Consider the following 15,417-nt stretch of genomic DNA (forward strand, 5'->3'; position numbering starts at 1 on the left):
GGACCGGGGAGGGGCGCGGTCAGAGCAGCCCGCGCTCGCGGGCCCGGCGTACCGCGTCGCCGCGCCGAAGCCGCCGGCCGACCGGCTGCTGCGCAGCCGCTCCCGGCCCAGCCGCTCCCGCCGCAGCCGCTCCAGCCGCTGGTACTCGGCGAGAGCCTCCTGCGACAGCGGGAAGGACTGGAGCTGCACCCCGCCCCACACCTCCTCGCCGGTGACCTGCCCCTCCACCGTGGCGCCCAGCCCGAGCGGCACCGCCACGAACTGGCGCACCGTGCCCTTGCCGGAGTTGATCCCGTCCAGCCACGGCTGCCGGGGGAGCGCCAGGTAGTTCTGCGGCTGCTGCGAGAGCCGGTCGCTCCACGGCTTGCCGGACACCGCGCACACCTTGCCGACACCGACCTGGAGAGCCGCCGGCCGTGTCGTGCCCGCGAAGCTCAGCCACATCGCCTCGCGCAGGTACACCGGCAGCATCACACCGCCCCGCGCCCGCCACTCCCGCGGAACCGTGTCCGGGTGGTCGCTCACCCGCCGCACGGGGAACTCCCCGAGCCCCGGCGGCAGCGGATGCGTGCCCGTCTCCGGCAGCCGCAGCGTGCGCACGAACCGCACCGCCACCCCGCCCGGCAGCCGCAGTGTGTTCCCCTCGATCCGTACCGCCGTGCCCGTCATCGGCGTACCCCCTTCCCCGTCCTTGACGGAGAACGTCCCGGACCGCCTCCCCGGTTCCGCCGCAGCCGCTCCGGTACGCCCACCCGCTCCCGCAGCCAGGTCAGCCGCGGCCGCCTGGCGCGCTGCTCCCCGGAGACCCGGTCCAGCTCCTCCAGCAGGCGGCGGGTGCGGTGCTCGGTGTCCAGCTCGTCGAGGAGCCGGTTGACCTCGGTCAGCACGGCGCCGAGCAGCTGCCAGTTCCAGTCGTCGTGGCGGACCTCGTCCTGGAGCAGCTCGGCGAGCTTGTCACGGGTGCCGGCCGCCGCGTGCAGTTCGGCGGCGAGCCGGGCCTCGGCCGACTCCGCGTTCTCGCTGATGCTGGTGGTCACCAGCACCGCGAAGCTGACCACGCCGTCGGCGATCTGGGACAGCAGCTGCTCCAGGACCGTACCCGCGTCCGACGCGAACAGCGGTTCGGGCTCGCGGGCCTTCGCCAGGTCCGTGAACGTGCGGGCCAGCACCCGCAGCACGACCGTGCAGATCTCCAGCGTGTCCAGGCCGGTGCGCAGCACCACCCGGTGCAGCAGGCCCTCCCGCACCCGCGGGTTGAGCCGCAGACTGTCCTCCGCCTGCCGCAGCGCCGCGTCCACCTCGACGATGGCGTGGTCCAGCCGGCGGGCCTCGTGCAGCCGGGCGGCGGCCTGCTGCCAGGGCATGATCTCCGCGGCCTCCTCGCCCATCCGCAGCATCAGCTGCCGCAGCCGGCGCGCCAGGCCCTCGATCGACTCCCCGGCCTCGTCCACCCACACCGGGGGCGGCAGCAGCAGGTTGCAGCCCATGCCGACGACCGCGCCGATCAGGGTCTCCACGATCCGCGCCCACGCGGTACTGCTGATGGTGGTCACCCCCAGCACCAGCATGGCGCTGATCGCCACCTCCGGGATGTACTCGTCGACGCGCACCAGGTGCCCCACCGCGAGCGAGGCCACGATCAGCAGGGCCAGGCTCCACCAGGTCAGCCCCACCAGCTGGCTGAAGGCGATGGCGACCAGCACCCCGGCCACCACCGCGTTGACCCGGCGGAAGCCGTTGGTCAGGGTGGCGTACAGGGTCACCTGGACGACCAGCAGCGCGGTCAGCGGGGCGGTGAGCGGAGCCGGCTCCGGGCTCAGGTGCAGGGCGACGACGTAGGCGATCGTGGCCGCGGTGGCCGACCGCAGCGTCTGCACGACCACCGGGTCCCGGTGCCGCCGCAGGAGTCGCGACAGCCCCTCGGTCCACTTCCGTACGTTTTGCATCCCTTGCCCTGTTCCCACTCGGGTGTCACGGCGAACGTGTTTTCCGCAGATCGCTCACCTCCTGGTGGCCGGTTGACCAGAGCCGATGACGCAGGGTCCCCGATGCGCCGCCCACGCCTCGGCAACCGAACGCCACGCCGACGCGTCTTGTGCACCCGAGGTGCTGAACGGTCCGACGGGGCGGAAGGGTTGGGGCATTGAACTTCGGCGCGGTGCTGTGCGCGGTGGCCGGCCTGGGGCTGCTCGTGGCCGCGGTGCGCGAGGGCTCGGTGGTGCACCGGCTGCGACGGAACGGGGTGCACACCTGGGGACTCGTCGTGGACAACGTGCGCACCACGGACCGGGACGGGCCGAAGTGGGTCCCCGTCATCGCCTTCACGGACCGCCTGGGCTACCGGGTCGAGTTCTCGCCGCGGGCGCAGGGGACCGGCATGGGACTGGCCACGGGACGGCAGGTGGAGGTCGTCTACCTGGCGCAGAACCCGCAGGTCGCCCGGGTGCGCATGGGGCGGCACGTCGTGGGACCGGTGGTGTTCCTCGCGTTCGGCGGGCTGGTCTTCCTGGGGACCGGGGTGCTCATCGCCGTGACGGGCTGACCCCGGACCGGAAGGACCGTGACCGGGCCGACCGGGCCGACCGAGACCGGCTGGGGTCGGCCGGCATCGGACCGGCGACAGGGGGAACCCGACGGAACGCACGGCCCCCGTCACGGCGCGGGGCGCGCCGCCGCCGCGCCACAGGGCCGCCCTGTCCACCCCGGCGACGACCACCGGCCCGCGGAGAGCCGGATCGTCGGCGGGACCCACGACGAAGCCCACCCGGCCGGGCCGCCGGTCCACGGCACCCCGGACCACCGCCGCCGGGCGGCCGGCGCGGCCCGGGTACGGCCTCCCCGGCCGGGACCGGCGGCCAGGCACCCGGCCTGAGCACGCCCAAGGCGTAGGCGCGGGCGACCAGTTCGGTGCGGCTGGCCGCGTCCCAGCGGCCGACAGCCGGCGCAGGTGGTCCGACGACGCCACCGCCTTCGCCGCCTGGCTCGACGGCGACCCCGACACCGTCCTCGACATCCGCGCCACCCGCCCGCGCCACGACGGCCTCGCCGTGGACCGCCCGCTCACGGCACGCCAACTCCTCACGCATCAGGTCCAGTTGCGGAAGCGCCCGAGCACCCGCCAGCTCTCCCTCTTCGCCGCCGCGAACCCCTGCCCGCCCGAGCGGGCGACCTTCGCCGCCCTGCGCGACGACCCGCGCACCCTCGTCGAGATCATCGAGGACCACCCCGCCCTGCGCGGCGCCCTCGACCGGCCCCGCCTCCTGGACCTCCTCGCCCCGCTGAGGCCCCGGCACCACTCGATCTCCTCGTCCCCGGCCGCCGACCCCCGCCACGCCGACCTGGTGGATTCCCTGCTGGGGCCCCCGCCAGGTCCGGCAGGGGCACCTACCGGGGCACCGGCTCCGGTCACCTGACCACCCTGTGCCCGGGCGACACGGTCTACGCCCGAGTCCGGCCCTGCCGGGGCGCCTTCCGTATCGACGACTCCGCACCGGTCGTCATGATCGCGGCCGGCACCGGCCTGGCCCCCTTCCGCGGCGCCGTCGCCGACCGCACGGCAGCACTCGCGGCGGGCAGCCGACTCCGGCCCGCCCTCTGCTACGTCGGCTGCGACGCCGCCGACGCGGACCTCCTGTACGCCGAGGAGCTGCGGGCCGCCGAGACGGCCGGCGCGATCTCCCTGCGTCCTGCCTTCAGCACCGCGGGCACCTTCGTCCAGCACCGCGTCGCGGCCGAGGCCGACGAGGTGTGGGCGCTGCCGGCGGAGGGCGCCCGGGTGTACGTCTGCGGGGACGGCAGCCGGATGGCCCCGGGGGTGCGGGAGGCGTTCCGGGAGGTGTTCCGGGAGGTGTTCCGCGACCGCGTCCCTGGGGGAAAACCCCGCGAATGGCTGAACTCCCTGGTGGCGGACGGCCGTTTTGTGGAGGATGTGTACGCAGCGTCGTGATCGGTGTCCCGGGCGTCGGCGTGCCCCGCAAGGGCGCGCGGAACCGCGCGAGCAACCGGAGCGGACCCGATGTCCGCACACGACCGTGACCCGCGGTGCGACCCGGCATGAACCCCTCCTTAGCTCACAGCGTGAACTAAGGGTTGGGAAAATATCGCTTCCGGCCCCCCGAAGGAGTATGTTGCAGGTCGGGCAGGGTTCGTGAAGGGAGCGGAGCCACATGGCGGGGCGGAACGGGCGCACGGTACGCGACCTCAGAAGGGCCAACCGCACGGCCGTGCTGCAGCGGCTCTACTTCGACGGCCCCCTCAGCCGCTTCGAGCTGGGCCCGGCCACGGGCCTGAGCTCCGGCTCGGTGAGCAACGTGGTCGCCGACCTGGTCGCCGACGGCCTGGTCGAGGAGGCCGGCAGCGTCGACTCCGACGGCGGCCGCCCCCGGACCCTGCTGCGCGTCGCTCCGCACAGCGGCCACATGATCGGCGTGGACGTCGGCGAGACCCGGGTCCGCGTCGAGCTGTTCGACCTCAACCTCACCGAACTGGCCCGCGTCGAGCGCCCCTTGGAGCAGCAGGGCTACGACGTCGAGGTGATCGTCGGCCACATCCGGGACGGCATCGACGAGGTCCTCGCCACCGAGGGCGCCTCGCCCGAACTGCTCCTCGGCGTCGGTGTCGGCGTCCCCGGCATCATCGAGCACACCGAGGACCGGGGCGCCCTCGTGCACGGCCAGACCATCGGCTGGGACGCCGTCCCGCTGGAGGAGCTGCTCCGCTCCGGCTGCCGGCTCCCGGACTCCGTGCGGTACTTCATCGACAACGGCGCCAAGACGCTCGGCCAGGCCGAGATGTGGTTCGGCGCCGGACGTGGCGCGGACAACGCGGTCGTGGTCCTCTTCGGCTCCGGCGTCGGCGCCTGCCTGGTCACCGCCGACGTGGAGAACGGCCGGGCGGTCGAATGGGGACACCTGACCGTACGGGTGCGGGGCCGCCGCTGCCGCTGCGGCGCGCTCGGCTGCCTGGAGGCGTACGCCGGTGCCGAGTCGCTGCTCGCCCGCTGGCGCGAGGAGGGCGGCTGGCCCGACGAGGGCATCGACGAGGAGAGCGCGCTCACCGCGATGCTCGCCGCCGCCTACCCGTCCGAGGGCACCGAGTCCGACCCGGTCGCGCTCGCCGTCCTGGAGGAGACCGCCGAGTACCTGGGCGCCGGCCTCTCCGACCTGATCAACCTCTTCCAGCCCGAGCGCATCCTGATCGGCGGCTGGGCAGGCCTCCAGCTCGGCGCCCGCTTCCTGCCCGCCGTACGCCGGTACGCGACCACGTACGCGCTGCGCCACCCCGCCGAGCGGGTCACCATCGACCTCGGCCGGCTCGGCCCGGACGCGGTCACCGTGGGCGCCGCGATCCTGCCCCTCGCCGACTTCTTCAGCCGTGGCGGCCGCCGTGCGGAACCGGCGACCGAGCACCGGTTCCCCGCCTGGCGCGCGGCCCTGGAGGAGCGCAGCCCCCGCTGACCCCACGCGCCTCGCCGCCCCCCGCGTTTCGCCCGGTTCCGCCGCGGTACTCGCCCGGCGTCCGGAACGAGGCCGACGAGGCCCCGGAACGAGGCGAGGGGAGTACGCCGTGGGTGAGAAGCAGGACGGCAAGCCGGTGCCCCGGGATCTGCCGGACCAGCAGGCCGGGTCCGGTCGGGATCCGTGGGAGGCGGCGCAGAGCGGTCGGCCCGGGGAGCGCGGCGACGGCGACGTCCCCGACCCCGACGAGGCCGGCGCGGGTACCGGCGGCACACCGCGCTCGGCCTCGCTGCACCCCGAGGACCCGGTCCCCGACGAGCCGTCGGCCTGAGCACCGCAGGGCCACGCTGCTGCGGGGCGCGCGGTACCTCACCGCGGGCGGCGCGCTCGGAGCCGTCCTGTTCGGCGGCCGGCGGGTGCCAGCGGCCGCCTCCGGTCTCGCGCTGCCGGCCGGTTCGGCCTGTACACGGTTCGGCGTGTTCGCCGCGGGCGCGGCGTCCGCGGCGGAGCCGAAGTGCACGGTGGTCCCGCGGCGGGAGCGCGCCGACGCCGCCTGACCTGCCCGACCGGGCCGTCAGCCGAACGCGTTCACGCCCGTCAGCTCCGCCGACAGGTCCCACAGCCGGGCGGCCTGCTCCGGGTCGACGGCCCAGGCCTTCACGCCGGTCGGCTCGCCCTCGACGGCGGGCTCGGCGACGTCGCAGTCCTCCAGGTACACCCCGCCCAGGTCCGCCAGCTGCGCGGAGGTGGCCGCCCACGTCTGGGTGGCCGCGCCCTGCTCGGGGGTCTTCATGCCCGCGACCTCCAGCAGGTTGCCCTGCTCGTCGGTCCAGCCGCGCTCGATCTTCTCGGCGAGGGGGATGTGCCGCTGGAGCGGGGTCATGATGCCGCCGGGATGCAGGGCGAAGGCGCGTACGCCCGAGTCCCGGCCCAGCCGGTCGAGGTGCACGGCGAACAGCACGTTCGCGGTCTTGGCCTGGCCGTACGCCTCCCACTTGTCGTAGCCGTGCCGAAACTGGACGTCGTCCCAGCGCATCCCGGAGAAGTGGTGGGCGCGCGAGGAGACCGACACGACCCGGGCGCCGCCGGGTGCGAGGGCCGGCCAGAGCCGGTTGACGAGGGCGAAGTGCCCGAGGTGGTTGGTGGCGAACTGGGCCTCCCAGCCGGGCCCGACCCGGGTCTCCGGGCAGGCCATGATCCCGGCGCTGTCGATCACGAAGTCGACATTCCGTCCGGAGGCCAGGAACCGCTCCGTGAAGCCGCGCACGCTCTCCAGGTCACCGAGGTCGAGTTCGTCCACCTCCACCCCGTCGAGCCCGGCCAGCGCCTCGCGGGCGGTCTCGGCGCGCCGCGCGGGGACGACGACGCGGGCGCCGGCCTCGGTGAGGGCCCGGGTGGTCTCCAGCCCGATCCCGGAGTAGCCGCCGGTGACGATCGCGAGCCGGCCGCCGAGGTCGAGCCCGGCCAGGACCTCGTCGGCCGTGCTGGCCGCGCCGAAGCCGGAACCGATCTTGTGCTGAGGTGTCGTAGCGCTCATGACCCGAACGCTACGAATTGGAGTGCGCTCGAAGTCAAGCGCGTGATCGCGGGGCGCGGGCACGGTCCCGAGCGGCCCCGGACAGGGGAAAGCCCCGGCCGCGACGGGGGATTCGCGACCGGGGCGGTCAGGCGGTGGGCACGGATGGCGGTCGCCTCTCGGCGAAGGGCTCCACAGGGCTTCAGCCGAACGATCGTCCCTGTGGGCTGGAGGTGAGGCCCGGGGACACTGTCCCATCCGCACCCACGACTGGCTCAACGGGCAACCACCCCCGGCTGTTCCGGGCTCGCACGTGACGCGTGTCACTGCGCGGCGAGCGGGCTGTCCGCCAGGGAACCGAGCAGGTCGGCGGGGTCGGCATAGATGTCCTCCGCCCCGGCCGCCACCAGGTCCGAACGGGGGATCCCGCCGCACAGCACCCCCACGCAGCGCACCCCGGCCTTGGTGCCCGCCCGCATGTCCCACACCGTGTCCCCGACGAACACCGCCCGGTCCGCCGGCACCCCGGCCAGCTCCAGGGCGTGCTCGACCGGCTCCGGCGCCGGTTTGCCCCGGGTCACGTCGTCGGCGCTCGCGGTGGCGTCGATCACGTCGTCGGCGTCGATCGCGCGGCGCAGCGCGGCCAGCTCGGGTCCGCTCGCCGAGGTGGCCAGCACCACCCGCCAGCCGTCCCGGTGCAGGCGCCGCAGCAGCTCGCCGGCGCCCGGCAGCGGTGCGAGCCGGTCGAAGAACTGCCCGTAGAGCGCGGTGTGCGTGGCGGCGAGCTCGTCGTCCCGGCTCCGGTCGCGGTCCTCGCCCAGGAGGTGGTCGATCAGGTCGCCGGAGCCGAGCCCGACGGAGTGGTGCACGGCGTTCATGGTGACCTCGTGACCGGCCTGCCTGAAGGCCTCCCACCAGGTCGTGACGTGCAGATGGTTGGTGTCGACGAGGGTCCCGTCGACGTCGAACACGGCAGCCCGCTCCATCGCTCGGCGCTCCTTCCTGCGGTTCGGTCCCGGCTCACCGGGTACCGCGTCGGGCGCCGGTCACGCGTGCCGGGACCCGTCCCTCGCGGGTCCAGGCCAGCAGCTCCTTCACGGACCACGTGGTCACCACCCGTTCGGCGGGCACCGCGCACTCCTCGGCCCGGGCGCAGCCGAGGATCTGCCAGTCGAGCTGGCCGGGGGCGTGGGCGTCGGTGTCGACCGCGAACAGCACCCCGGCGCCGACGGCCCGGCGCAGCAGTCGCCGGGGCGGGTCGAGCCGCTCCGGGCGGCTGTTGATCTCCACGGCCGTACCGGACTCGGCGCAGGCGGCGAACACCTCGTCCGCGTCGAACGCGGACTCCGGCCGCCCCCGTCCGGTGACCAGGCGGCCCGTGCAGTGGCCGAGGACGTCGGCGTGCGGATCGCGGACGGCGGCCACCATGCGCCGGGTCATCGAGCGGGCGTCCATCCGCAGCTTGGAGTGGACCGAGACGACGACCACGTCGAGCCGCTCCAGCAGCTCCGGCTCCTGGTCCAGCGAGCCGTCCTCCAGGATGTCGCACTCGATGCCGGTGAGCAGCCGGAACGGTGCCCAGGCGGCGTTGAGACGGGCCACCACGGCCAGCTGCTCGCGCAGCCGCTCCGGGGACAGCCCGCGTGCCACGGTGAGCCTGGGGGAGTGGTCGGTGAGCACCGCCCAGTCGTGCCCGAGGGCCGCGGCGGTGCGGCCCATCTCCTCGATCGGGCTGCCGCCGTCGGACCAGTCCGAGTGCAGATGGCAGTCCCCACGCAGCAGCTCCCGCAGCGCGGACCCGGGGCCGGCCGCCGGCTTGGCTGTTTCTTCCTCAAGTCTGCGCAAATATCCGGGCAAATCTCCGGCCAGTGCCTCCTGGACCACCTGGGCCGTCTTCGGGCCCACACCCCGCAGCGACTCCAGGCTCCCGGTCCGCGCCCGCGCGGCGACCTCGCCGGCGGGCAGAGCGGCCAGGACCCTTGCGGCGGTGCGGAACGCGCGGACCCGGTAGGTGGGTGCCAGTGAGCGTTCCAGCAGGAAGGCGATGCGTTCCAGCGCGTCGACGGGGTCCATGGCCACCTCCCCCGTCAGGGTGACTCAGGACGGTCACTTCCGCCCCGGGAGTTCTACCCTCGATTGCATGACCGAGATAGCGAGCCCGTACATCTCCCAGCCGCGGATCCTGGTGCTCGGGGTCATGACCGGCAGGCCCGGCACCCCGCCCTTCCGCATCGTGGAGATCGACGGAGAGGTGGTCTGCCAGGCGCGCACCGTCACGGACGTCCTGGAGGTGGCCGCGTCCTTCGGGATACCGGTCCACGACCTGGACGACCCGGACGTGGTCCGCTGGGTGGGCGGGGACAAGTTCACCTGGGCGCCCCGCCCGTCGCGCCGCTAGCCGGCGCGCCCCGTGCTCAGCCGACCGTCCACTTCTGGTTGGCGCCGCCCGAGCACGTCCAGATCTGCAGCCGGGTGCCGTTGGCCGAGTTGTTGCCGGTGACGTCCAGGCACTTGTTCGCCTGCGGGTTCACGATGTCGTGGGCCGAGGAGACGGCCCACTTCTGGGCGGCCGTGCCGTTGCAGTCGTAGAGCTGGACCTGCGTGCCGTCCGCCGTGCCGCCGCCGGTGACGTCCAGGCACTTGCCGAGCGCGCGGACGGTGCCGTCGCTGCCGACGGTCCACTGCTGGGCGGCGGTGCCGTTGCAGTCGTAGAGGTCGACGGGCGTGCCGTTGGCCGTGTTCGCCCCGGCCACGTCCACGCACTTGCCGGCCAGGCCCTTGATCGCGACACCGGTGGCGCTGTCACTGGTCGTCACCGACACCGAGTCCACGACCAGCTGTGCCGGGAAGGCGGTCGAGCCGTCCGGGTCCCCCGGCCAGTAGCCGCCCACGGCCAGGTTCAGGATGAGGAAGAACGGCTTGTTGAACGCCCACGTGTTGCCGCCCACGTCGGCGGGGGTCCGGGTCTCGTAGACGGTGCCGTCGACCGACCACTTGACCGAGTCGGGCGCCCAGTCGACGGCGAAGGTGTGGAAGCCGTCCGCGAAGGCCTGGCCGTTCGGCAGCGAGTAGGCCGCGCCTATCCCGTTCGAGCCGGAGTAGCCGGGACCGTGGATGGTGCCGTGCACCGTCGACGGCTCGTAGCCGACGTTCTCCATCACGTCGATCTCACCGGAGTTCGGCCAGCCGACCGACCCGATGTCGGTGCCGAGCATCCAGAAGGCCGGCCACATGCCCTGCCCGCGCGGGATCTTCATCCGGGCCTCGACGTGCCCGTACTGGGCGCTGAACTTCCCGAAGGTGTTCATGCGGGCCGAGGTGTACTGGCAGGTGCCGTACCAGCACTGGTAGTTGGCGGGGTTCTCCTTCCTGGCCGTGATGACCAGGTGTCCCTGGCCGTCGAGGGCCGCGTTCCCGGTGCCCGAGGTGTAGTACTCGCGCTCGTGGTTGTTGACGTTGTCGCCGGTCTCCAGCGTCCACTTCGAGGAGTCGACCGGCGAACCGGCGGCCCCGTCGAAGTTGTCGGAGAAGGTCACGGCGGCCGCGCTCGCGTCGGCGGCCTCGGCGCGGTGGGCGGGCCCGACCGCGACGGACCCGACCAGGGCGGCGGCGGACAGGGCGGCGAAGAGGCATCGGCGGAGCAGTCGTGGCGAGGCCATGGCTCTCCCTTCCGTACGGCGGCCGGGCGCGGGGAGGCGGCCGGCCGGGGGTGGGGGGGGTAAGGGTGACGCCTCTTGATTTAAGGAGTGAGATAAGTGGCGCGTCAATACGTTGGTCCGGACCAGTACAGGACGATCTCCTGACTGGATCCGGACCTGCGTCCCGCCGTCAGGCCTTGCGCCTGCGGGCGTGCACCGCGCGGCCGAGCCGCCGGCCCAGCAGCAGCCAACCGACCAGCGCCCCCGTGGTGTTGAGGATGACGTCGTCCACGTCGAAGGCCCGGCCGGTGACCAGCGCACCCTGCGCGAACTCGACCAGCAGCATCACGATCGCGGTGAGCAGCAGCACCCGCAGCACGCCGCGGGCGCCGGGTGCGAGCACCGGTACCAGGATCCCGAACGGGACGCCGAGCAGGACGTTCCCGCCGATCTGCTTCACCGCGTCACGGAACGCCGGCTGGTCGAGATAGATCCTGAGCGTGGCGCCGGGGTGCAGGTTGGTGTGCGCGATCGACACCGACGCGGGGGACGGATCGAGCGTCAGCTTGGCCAGGACGACCGCGAACGCCACCATCACGACGAAGGCGCACATCATGGCCAGCAGGCGCAGCGGGAGGGGGAGCGGGCGGCGCTCGTCGGCGCCCGCCTTGGCGGAGGCCTTGGCGGGCGTCTTTCCCGGGCCGGTCTTCCTGCCGAGGCCACGGGCCCTGCCGGTGGCGCCCTCGCTCCCGGCGGCGCCCTTCTTCCCGAGGGCACTCTTCCTGCCGGTGGCCGGGGGCTTCGAGGTGCCGCCCTTCTCCGTGGTGGCCCCCGCCGCGGGGCGTCGGACGCCGACCAGGCCGGCGGCCCTGGCGAACAGTCCGGTGCTCCTACCAGGGCTTTTGCCCTTCTCCCGCTCCTTGATCGGGTCGCCCTTGGCGGTACGCAGGCGTGAGACGGCGCTGGCCATCCGGTCCTCCAGTCGTGAACTTGGCGGCGTGGTAACGCTGTTACCCGCGAAGCGCCCCAAGATGCCCTCCTCCTGGCGGCGCCCGGGGCACACCACCGGTTTCCGTCCGCGCTGCCTGGGCACCGCGGCGGGGCGCGCTCACCTTCGGCGTGGTCCGCCGGGCGCTGCCGGTGCGCCGCCCGCAGTCGGGGCACGTCGGGGACCACGCGGCCTGGCTGCTGGTCGGCGCCGCCGCGCTCGGGGCGCCGGCGGCGCCGGGCGTGCTGGGCGGTTGACCGTCCGGCACGTCACCCGGCCGGTCGCACCGCGCGTCGCCCGGCGCCGCCGGTCCGACCGTGCGGCGCCGGTCAGACCGTCCCGTAGGACACGTGCACCTCCGTGAAGCCGAGGGAGTGCAGCAGACCCTCCAGCATGCCGGTCGTGTTGGTCTCGGCGCGGGTGGTCAGTCCGCTGTCCTTCGCCGCGTCCGAGATGTGCTTCACCGCGAGCTTCTGCACCGCCTGTTCGCTGTTCGGGTTGTCCGAGAACAGGTCGCCGAGCCGGTCCAGCAGGCCGCGCTGCTTGGAGACGGCGTACGAGTGGTCGGCGTCCAGGGTGGCCTTGCCCAACTGCGCGTGCGGCAGCCGGATGGTGGCCTCGGTCCGGTCGGCGTTGACCGTCACGTCCCTCTGGGCGATCTTGCCGAGGTCGACGTAGGAGTCGACGGTGCCCGCGCCGACGTACAGGGTGCGGGTGCCGCGGATCGCGCTGGGCAGGTACTTGGCGTCCTTCTCCAGGTCCACGACGACCTGGAAGTTGCCGGAGGCCGCGTCGTACCGGCTCATGTCCTGGATGGACTTGAGCAGCGCCGGGCCGGTGTTGTCGCGGGTCTCCGTGCCGAACAGGTCCTTGATCCCGGGCAGCACCGCCAGTTTGATCCCGGCGAACAGCACCACGAGCACCAGCACCAGCGCGGTGACCAGCTTCGCCCAGCCGGGCATGCGCCGGGGCCGGGCCGTGACGGGAGCCTCCTGAGTGGAGCTCGCCTTGCTCTCCTTGGTGGAACTCGCCATGTGACGGTCCTCCTTTCCAACGAGACGAATGCCCGCCAACGGCCGTGCCAGACCGCGTTGTCGGCTGATTGAGACAGCTGGGTCAGGACTGATACACGCGGTGCCGAAACGTGTCCGGCGGCCGGCTGCCGCCCTCGCGTCCGGAAGGCCGGTCAGGTCCTCCCGGCCAGCTCCGCGATACGGTGCGCCGACGCCGAACCCGGGTCCGCGGTGACCAGGACGACCTCCTGGTCGTCCTCCGGCACCAGCAGGACGTCGCAGTTCAGGCGCAGCCGCCCCAGCTCCGGATGGTCGAGGACCTTGGTGCGGTGGCCGGGGGCGTGCACCGGATGGGTCGCCCAGATCCGCCGGAAGTCCTCGCTTCCCGCACGCAACTCGCCCAGCAGCGAGGCGAGGTACGCGTCGTGCGGGTAGCGCTCGGCGGCCCGCCGCAGCCGCGCCACCACGATGTGCCCGGCCTCCTCGGCGCTGCGGCTCTCGTACATCCGCCCCTCGCCGAGGAACCGCCGCCGCGCCAGATTGGTCGTGCCGTGTCCGAGGTCGCCGCCGAACAGCAGTTGGGCGAGGGGGTTCCAGGCCACCAGGCCGTAGGCCGCGTCGGTGACGATCGCGGCGGTGTCGGGGAGCCGCTCCAGCAGGCCGGCCACGTGCGGCCGTACCTGCCGCACCGCCGCGCTGCCGGGCGGCGGCGCGGCCGAGCCGGCCAGCCGGAAGAGGTGGCTGCGCTCGGCGGGGGCCAGCCGCAGCGCCCCGGCCAGGGCGTCCAGGACGCGCGGGGAGGGCCGGGGACCGCGGGCCTGCTCCAGCCGGATGTAGTAGTCGACCGACATGTGCGCCAGCTCGGCGACCTCCTCGCGGCGCAGCCCGGGGGTGCGGCGGTCGGTGCCGGGCGGCAGCCCCACCGTCTGCGGGCGCAGCCCCGCCCGGCGCTCGCGCAGGAAGCGGGCCAGCTCCTGCCTCGGCATGCCGCCGTCGCCTCCTCGGTCCGCCTGGTACGGACGGTCCCTGGCAGGGCGGACGCGGCCGGGGGACCGTGGCTGTCATGAACGATCGCACAGCACTCGTCACCGGTGCCAACACGGGCATCGGATTCCATGTCGCCAGACTGCTGGCCGAGGAGGGCTTCCACGTCCACGTCGGTTCCCGGGACGCCGGGCGCGGTGCGCGGGCCGTGGCGGAGATCGGCGCGAACGCGCGCCTCCTGGTGCTGGACGTCACCGACGCCGACAGCATCGAGCGGGCCGCCGCCGGCGTCGGCCGCCTCGACGTCCTGGTCAACAACGCCGGTGTCCAGCCGGTGACCGGCACCCCCTCCGAGACCGGCGTCGAGGGCTTCCGGGACACGTACGAGACCAACGTCTTCGGCGTGGTCGCGGTCACCAACGCCTTCCTGCCCGCCCTGCGCCGCTCCGCCCACCCGCGCGTCGTCAACGTCTCCAGCGGCACCGCGTCCCTCGCCTGGAGTACCGGGCCCAATCCGCAGTTCGCCCACGGCAGCCCCCGGGCCGCCGCCTACCGCTCCGCCAAGGCCGCGCTGAACGCGCTGACGGTCCTGTACGCCCAGGAGCTGGCCGAGGCCGGGATCAAGGTGAACGCGCTGGCCCCGGGGCGGCGGGCCACCGCCCTGGTGCCCGGTGCGGCCGTCGGGGGCGGCGACCCGGCCGAGGGCGCGCGGGGGGCGGTACGGCTGGCGCTGCTGCCCGACGACGGTCCCACCGGTGGGTTCTTCTCCTGGGACGGCACACCCGTGCCGTGGTGAGAGCGGCACGGTCCGTAGCATGAGCCCGTAGCCCGTATTGATCATGCGAGGAGCGGATCGTGCGAGACATCGCGGTCTTCAGCGGCAGCGCCCACCCCGAGCTGGCCGAGGAGGTCTGCGCGCACCTCGGGGTGCCGCTCAGCCCGACGCGGGTCAGCCGGTTCGCCAACGACTGCCTGGAGGTGCAGCTCCAGGCCAACTGCCGGGAGCGGGACGTCTTTTTGGTCCAGCCCCTGGTCCGGCCGGTGCAGGAGCACCTGGTGGAGCTGCTGCTGATGTGCGACGCGGCCCGCGGTGCCTCCGCGGGCCGGATCACCGTCGTCATGCCGCACTACTCCTACGCGCGCTCCGACAAGAAGGACGCCCCGCGGATCTCGCTCGGCGGCCGGCTGGTGGCCGACCTGCTGGTGGCGGCCGGCGCGAGCCGGGTCCTCGCCATGACCCTGCACGCCCCCCAGGTGCACGGCTTCTTCTCGGTGCCGGTCGACCACCTGCACGCGCTGCGCGAGCTGGCGGCGCACTTCCGGCGGTACGACCTGTCGCGCACCACCGTCGTCTCGCCCGACCTCGGCAACGCCAAGGAGGCCGCCGCCTTCGCCCGGCTGATCGGCGCCCAGGTGGCGGCCGGTGCCAAGCAGCGGTACCCGGACGACCGGGTCACCATCAGCTCGGTGATCGGCGAGGTGGCCGACCGGGACGTCATCGTGCTCGACGACGAGATCGCCAAGGGCAGCACGGTCGTCGAACTCCTGGAAAAAATCAGGGAGTTGGGGCCGCCGCGGTCGATCCGGATCGCGTGCACCCACGGGCTGTTCGCGGCCGGGGCGCTCAAACGGCTCAGCGAGCAGCCCGACGTGCTGGAGATCGTCTGCACCAACACCGTGCCGGTACCGGCCGAGGAGCACACCGACAAACTGCGGATCCTGTCCATCGCCCCGGCGCTGGCGGAGGCCGTACGCCGCATTCACAACGGTGAGTCCGTGAGCGCCCTGTTCGACGAGCCGCGCAACCTCTAGACGGGAAGGA

At 73.6% G+C, this 15,417-nt stretch carries 15 protein-coding genes and 2 pseudogenes; 8 read left to right on the forward strand and 9 right to left on the reverse strand.

What is annotated here, in order from left to right:
* Both AB0472_RS36900 and AB0472_RS36905 read right to left on the reverse strand, forming a co-directional pair.
* Nucleotides 1–669 (reverse strand): annotated as a pseudogene (locus tag AB0472_RS36900) (hypothetical protein); the annotation flags it as partial.
* Entirely contained in the window at nt 666–1,946 is a 1,281-nt protein-coding gene (locus AB0472_RS36905; RefSeq protein ID WP_366363250.1) for an FUSC family protein, read from the reverse strand. The pseudogene AB0472_RS36900 and the gene AB0472_RS36905, both read right to left, overlap by 4 nt.
* Nucleotides 1,947–2,143: 197 nt before the next feature.
* Here AB0472_RS36905 and AB0472_RS36910 point away from each other — a divergent pair, with 197 nt between their 5' ends.
* The 4 genes and pseudogenes from AB0472_RS36910 (at nt 2,144) to AB0472_RS36925 (ending at nt 5,787) form a co-directional block, all read left to right on the forward strand.
* Nucleotides 2,144–2,542, forward strand: a complete 399-nt coding sequence (locus AB0472_RS36910; protein WP_366363252.1) for a DUF3592 domain-containing protein — start codon at nt 2,144–2,146, stop codon at nt 2,540–2,542.
* 448 nt (nt 2,543–2,990) lie between these two features.
* Nucleotides 2,991–3,946 (forward strand): annotated as a pseudogene (locus AB0472_RS36915) (reductase); the annotation flags it as partial.
* Nucleotides 3,947–4,166: 220 nt separating this feature from the next.
* On the forward strand, nt 4,167–5,456 hold the full coding sequence (locus tag AB0472_RS36920; protein WP_366363254.1) for an ROK family transcriptional regulator: 1,290 nt from the start codon (nt 4,167–4,169) through the stop codon (nt 5,454–5,456).
* A gap of 109 nt (nt 5,457–5,565) precedes the next feature.
* Complete coding sequence (locus AB0472_RS36925; RefSeq protein ID WP_366363256.1) at nt 5,566–5,787, forward strand: hypothetical protein; 222 nt, start codon at nt 5,566–5,568, stop codon at nt 5,785–5,787.
* A 243-nt stretch (nt 5,788–6,030) separates the two neighbouring features.
* Here the strand turns inward: AB0472_RS36925 and AB0472_RS36930 are convergent, their stop codons facing one another.
* The 3 genes from AB0472_RS36930 to AB0472_RS36940 all read right to left on the reverse strand — a co-directional run bounded on the left by AB0472_RS36930 (nt 6,031) and on the right by AB0472_RS36940 (nt 9,045).
* Nucleotides 6,031–6,993: an SDR family NAD(P)-dependent oxidoreductase gene (locus AB0472_RS36930; RefSeq protein ID WP_366363258.1), complete on the reverse strand. Its 963-nt coding sequence runs from the start codon at nt 6,991–6,993 to the stop codon at nt 6,031–6,033.
* 302 nt (nt 6,994–7,295) lie between these two features.
* Complete coding sequence (locus tag AB0472_RS36935) at nt 7,296–7,958, reverse strand: HAD family hydrolase (protein ID WP_366363260.1); 663 nt, start codon at nt 7,956–7,958, stop codon at nt 7,296–7,298.
* A gap of 34 nt (nt 7,959–7,992) precedes the next feature.
* Complete coding sequence (locus AB0472_RS36940) at nt 7,993–9,045, reverse strand: PHP domain-containing protein (protein ID WP_366363261.1); 1,053 nt, start codon at nt 9,043–9,045, stop codon at nt 7,993–7,995.
* Nucleotides 9,046–9,112: 67 nt separating this feature from the next.
* Between AB0472_RS36940 and AB0472_RS36945 the strand changes: the two genes are divergently transcribed.
* Nucleotides 9,113–9,370 (forward strand): hypothetical protein, encoded by a 258-nt coding sequence (locus tag AB0472_RS36945; protein ID WP_366363263.1) that lies wholly within the window; start codon nt 9,113–9,115, stop codon nt 9,368–9,370.
* Between the two features lie 16 nt (nt 9,371–9,386).
* Here the strand turns inward: AB0472_RS36945 and AB0472_RS36950 are convergent, their stop codons facing one another.
* Both AB0472_RS36950 and AB0472_RS36955 read right to left on the reverse strand, forming a co-directional pair.
* A complete protein-coding gene (locus AB0472_RS36950) occupies nt 9,387–10,631 on the reverse strand; it encodes a family 16 glycosylhydrolase (protein ID WP_366363264.1) in 1,245 nt (414 codons plus the stop codon).
* 169 nt (nt 10,632–10,800) lie between these two features.
* A complete protein-coding gene (locus tag AB0472_RS36955; protein WP_366363378.1) occupies nt 10,801–11,490 on the reverse strand; it encodes a VanZ family protein in 690 nt (229 codons plus the stop codon).
* Nucleotides 11,491–11,729: 239 nt separating this feature from the next.
* Between AB0472_RS36955 and AB0472_RS36960 the strand changes: the two genes are divergently transcribed.
* On the forward strand, nt 11,730–11,855 hold the full coding sequence (locus tag AB0472_RS36960; protein ID WP_366363382.1) for a hypothetical protein: 126 nt from the start codon (nt 11,730–11,732) through the stop codon (nt 11,853–11,855).
* A gap of 72 nt (nt 11,856–11,927) precedes the next feature.
* On the opposite strand, the gene AB0472_RS36965 is transcribed toward AB0472_RS36960, so the two are convergent.
* On the reverse strand, nt 11,928–12,560 hold the full coding sequence (locus tag AB0472_RS36965; RefSeq protein ID WP_352366637.1) for a DUF4230 domain-containing protein: 633 nt from the start codon (nt 12,558–12,560) through the stop codon (nt 11,928–11,930).
* A 224-nt stretch (nt 12,561–12,784) separates the two neighbouring features.
* Nucleotides 12,785–13,597, reverse strand: coding sequence for a helix-turn-helix transcriptional regulator (locus AB0472_RS36970; RefSeq protein ID WP_366363266.1), 813 nt, complete (start codon nt 13,595–13,597; stop codon nt 12,785–12,787).
* 77 nt (nt 13,598–13,674) lie between these two features.
* Between AB0472_RS36970 and AB0472_RS36975 the strand changes: the two genes are divergently transcribed.
* Together AB0472_RS36975 and AB0472_RS36980 are read left to right on the forward strand one after the other, a co-directional pair.
* A complete protein-coding gene (locus AB0472_RS36975) occupies nt 13,675–14,391 on the forward strand; it encodes an SDR family NAD(P)-dependent oxidoreductase (protein ID WP_366363268.1) in 717 nt (238 codons plus the stop codon).
* Between the two features lie 59 nt (nt 14,392–14,450).
* Nucleotides 14,451–15,407, forward strand: coding sequence for a ribose-phosphate pyrophosphokinase (locus AB0472_RS36980; RefSeq protein WP_351486593.1), 957 nt, complete (start codon nt 14,451–14,453; stop codon nt 15,405–15,407).
* The last annotated feature ends 10 nt before the right edge of the window (nt 15,408–15,417 follow it).

The sequence above is a fragment of the Streptomyces sp. NPDC086777 genome, assembly GCF_040702065.1.
Lineage (GTDB): Bacteria > Actinomycetota > Actinomycetes > Streptomycetales > Streptomycetaceae > Streptomyces.

Bases quoted from the DNA above. Each gene is read 5' to 3' on its own strand.
- AB0472_RS36905 (WP_366363250.1), bottom strand. From the start codon at position 1,946: ATGCAAAACGTACGGAAGTGGACCGAGGGGCTGTCGCGACTCCTGCGG.
- AB0472_RS36920 (WP_366363254.1), top strand. From the start codon at position 4,167: ATGGCGGGGCGGAACGGGCGCACGGTACGCGACCTCAGAAGGGCCAAC.
- AB0472_RS36930 (WP_366363258.1), bottom strand. From the start codon at position 6,993: ATGAGCGCTACGACACCTCAGCACAAGATCGGTTCCGGCTTCGGCGCG.
- AB0472_RS36935 (WP_366363260.1), bottom strand. From the start codon at position 7,958: ATGGAGCGGGCTGCCGTGTTCGACGTCGACGGGACCCTCGTCGACACC.
- AB0472_RS36940 (WP_366363261.1), bottom strand. From the start codon at position 9,045: ATGGACCCCGTCGACGCGCTGGAACGCATCGCCTTCCTGCTGGAACGC.
- AB0472_RS36945 (WP_366363263.1), top strand. From the start codon at position 9,113: ATGACCGAGATAGCGAGCCCGTACATCTCCCAGCCGCGGATCCTGGTG.
- AB0472_RS36950 (WP_366363264.1), bottom strand. From the start codon at position 10,631: ATGGCCTCGCCACGACTGCTCCGCCGATGCCTCTTCGCCGCCCTGTCC.
- AB0472_RS36965 (WP_352366637.1), bottom strand. From the start codon at position 12,560: ATGCCCGGCTGGGCGAAGCTGGTCACCGCGCTGGTGCTGGTGCTCGTG.
- AB0472_RS36970 (WP_366363266.1), bottom strand. From the start codon at position 13,597: ATGCCGAGGCAGGAGCTGGCCCGCTTCCTGCGCGAGCGCCGGGCGGGG.
- AB0472_RS36975 (WP_366363268.1), top strand. From the start codon at position 13,675: ATGAACGATCGCACAGCACTCGTCACCGGTGCCAACACGGGCATCGGA.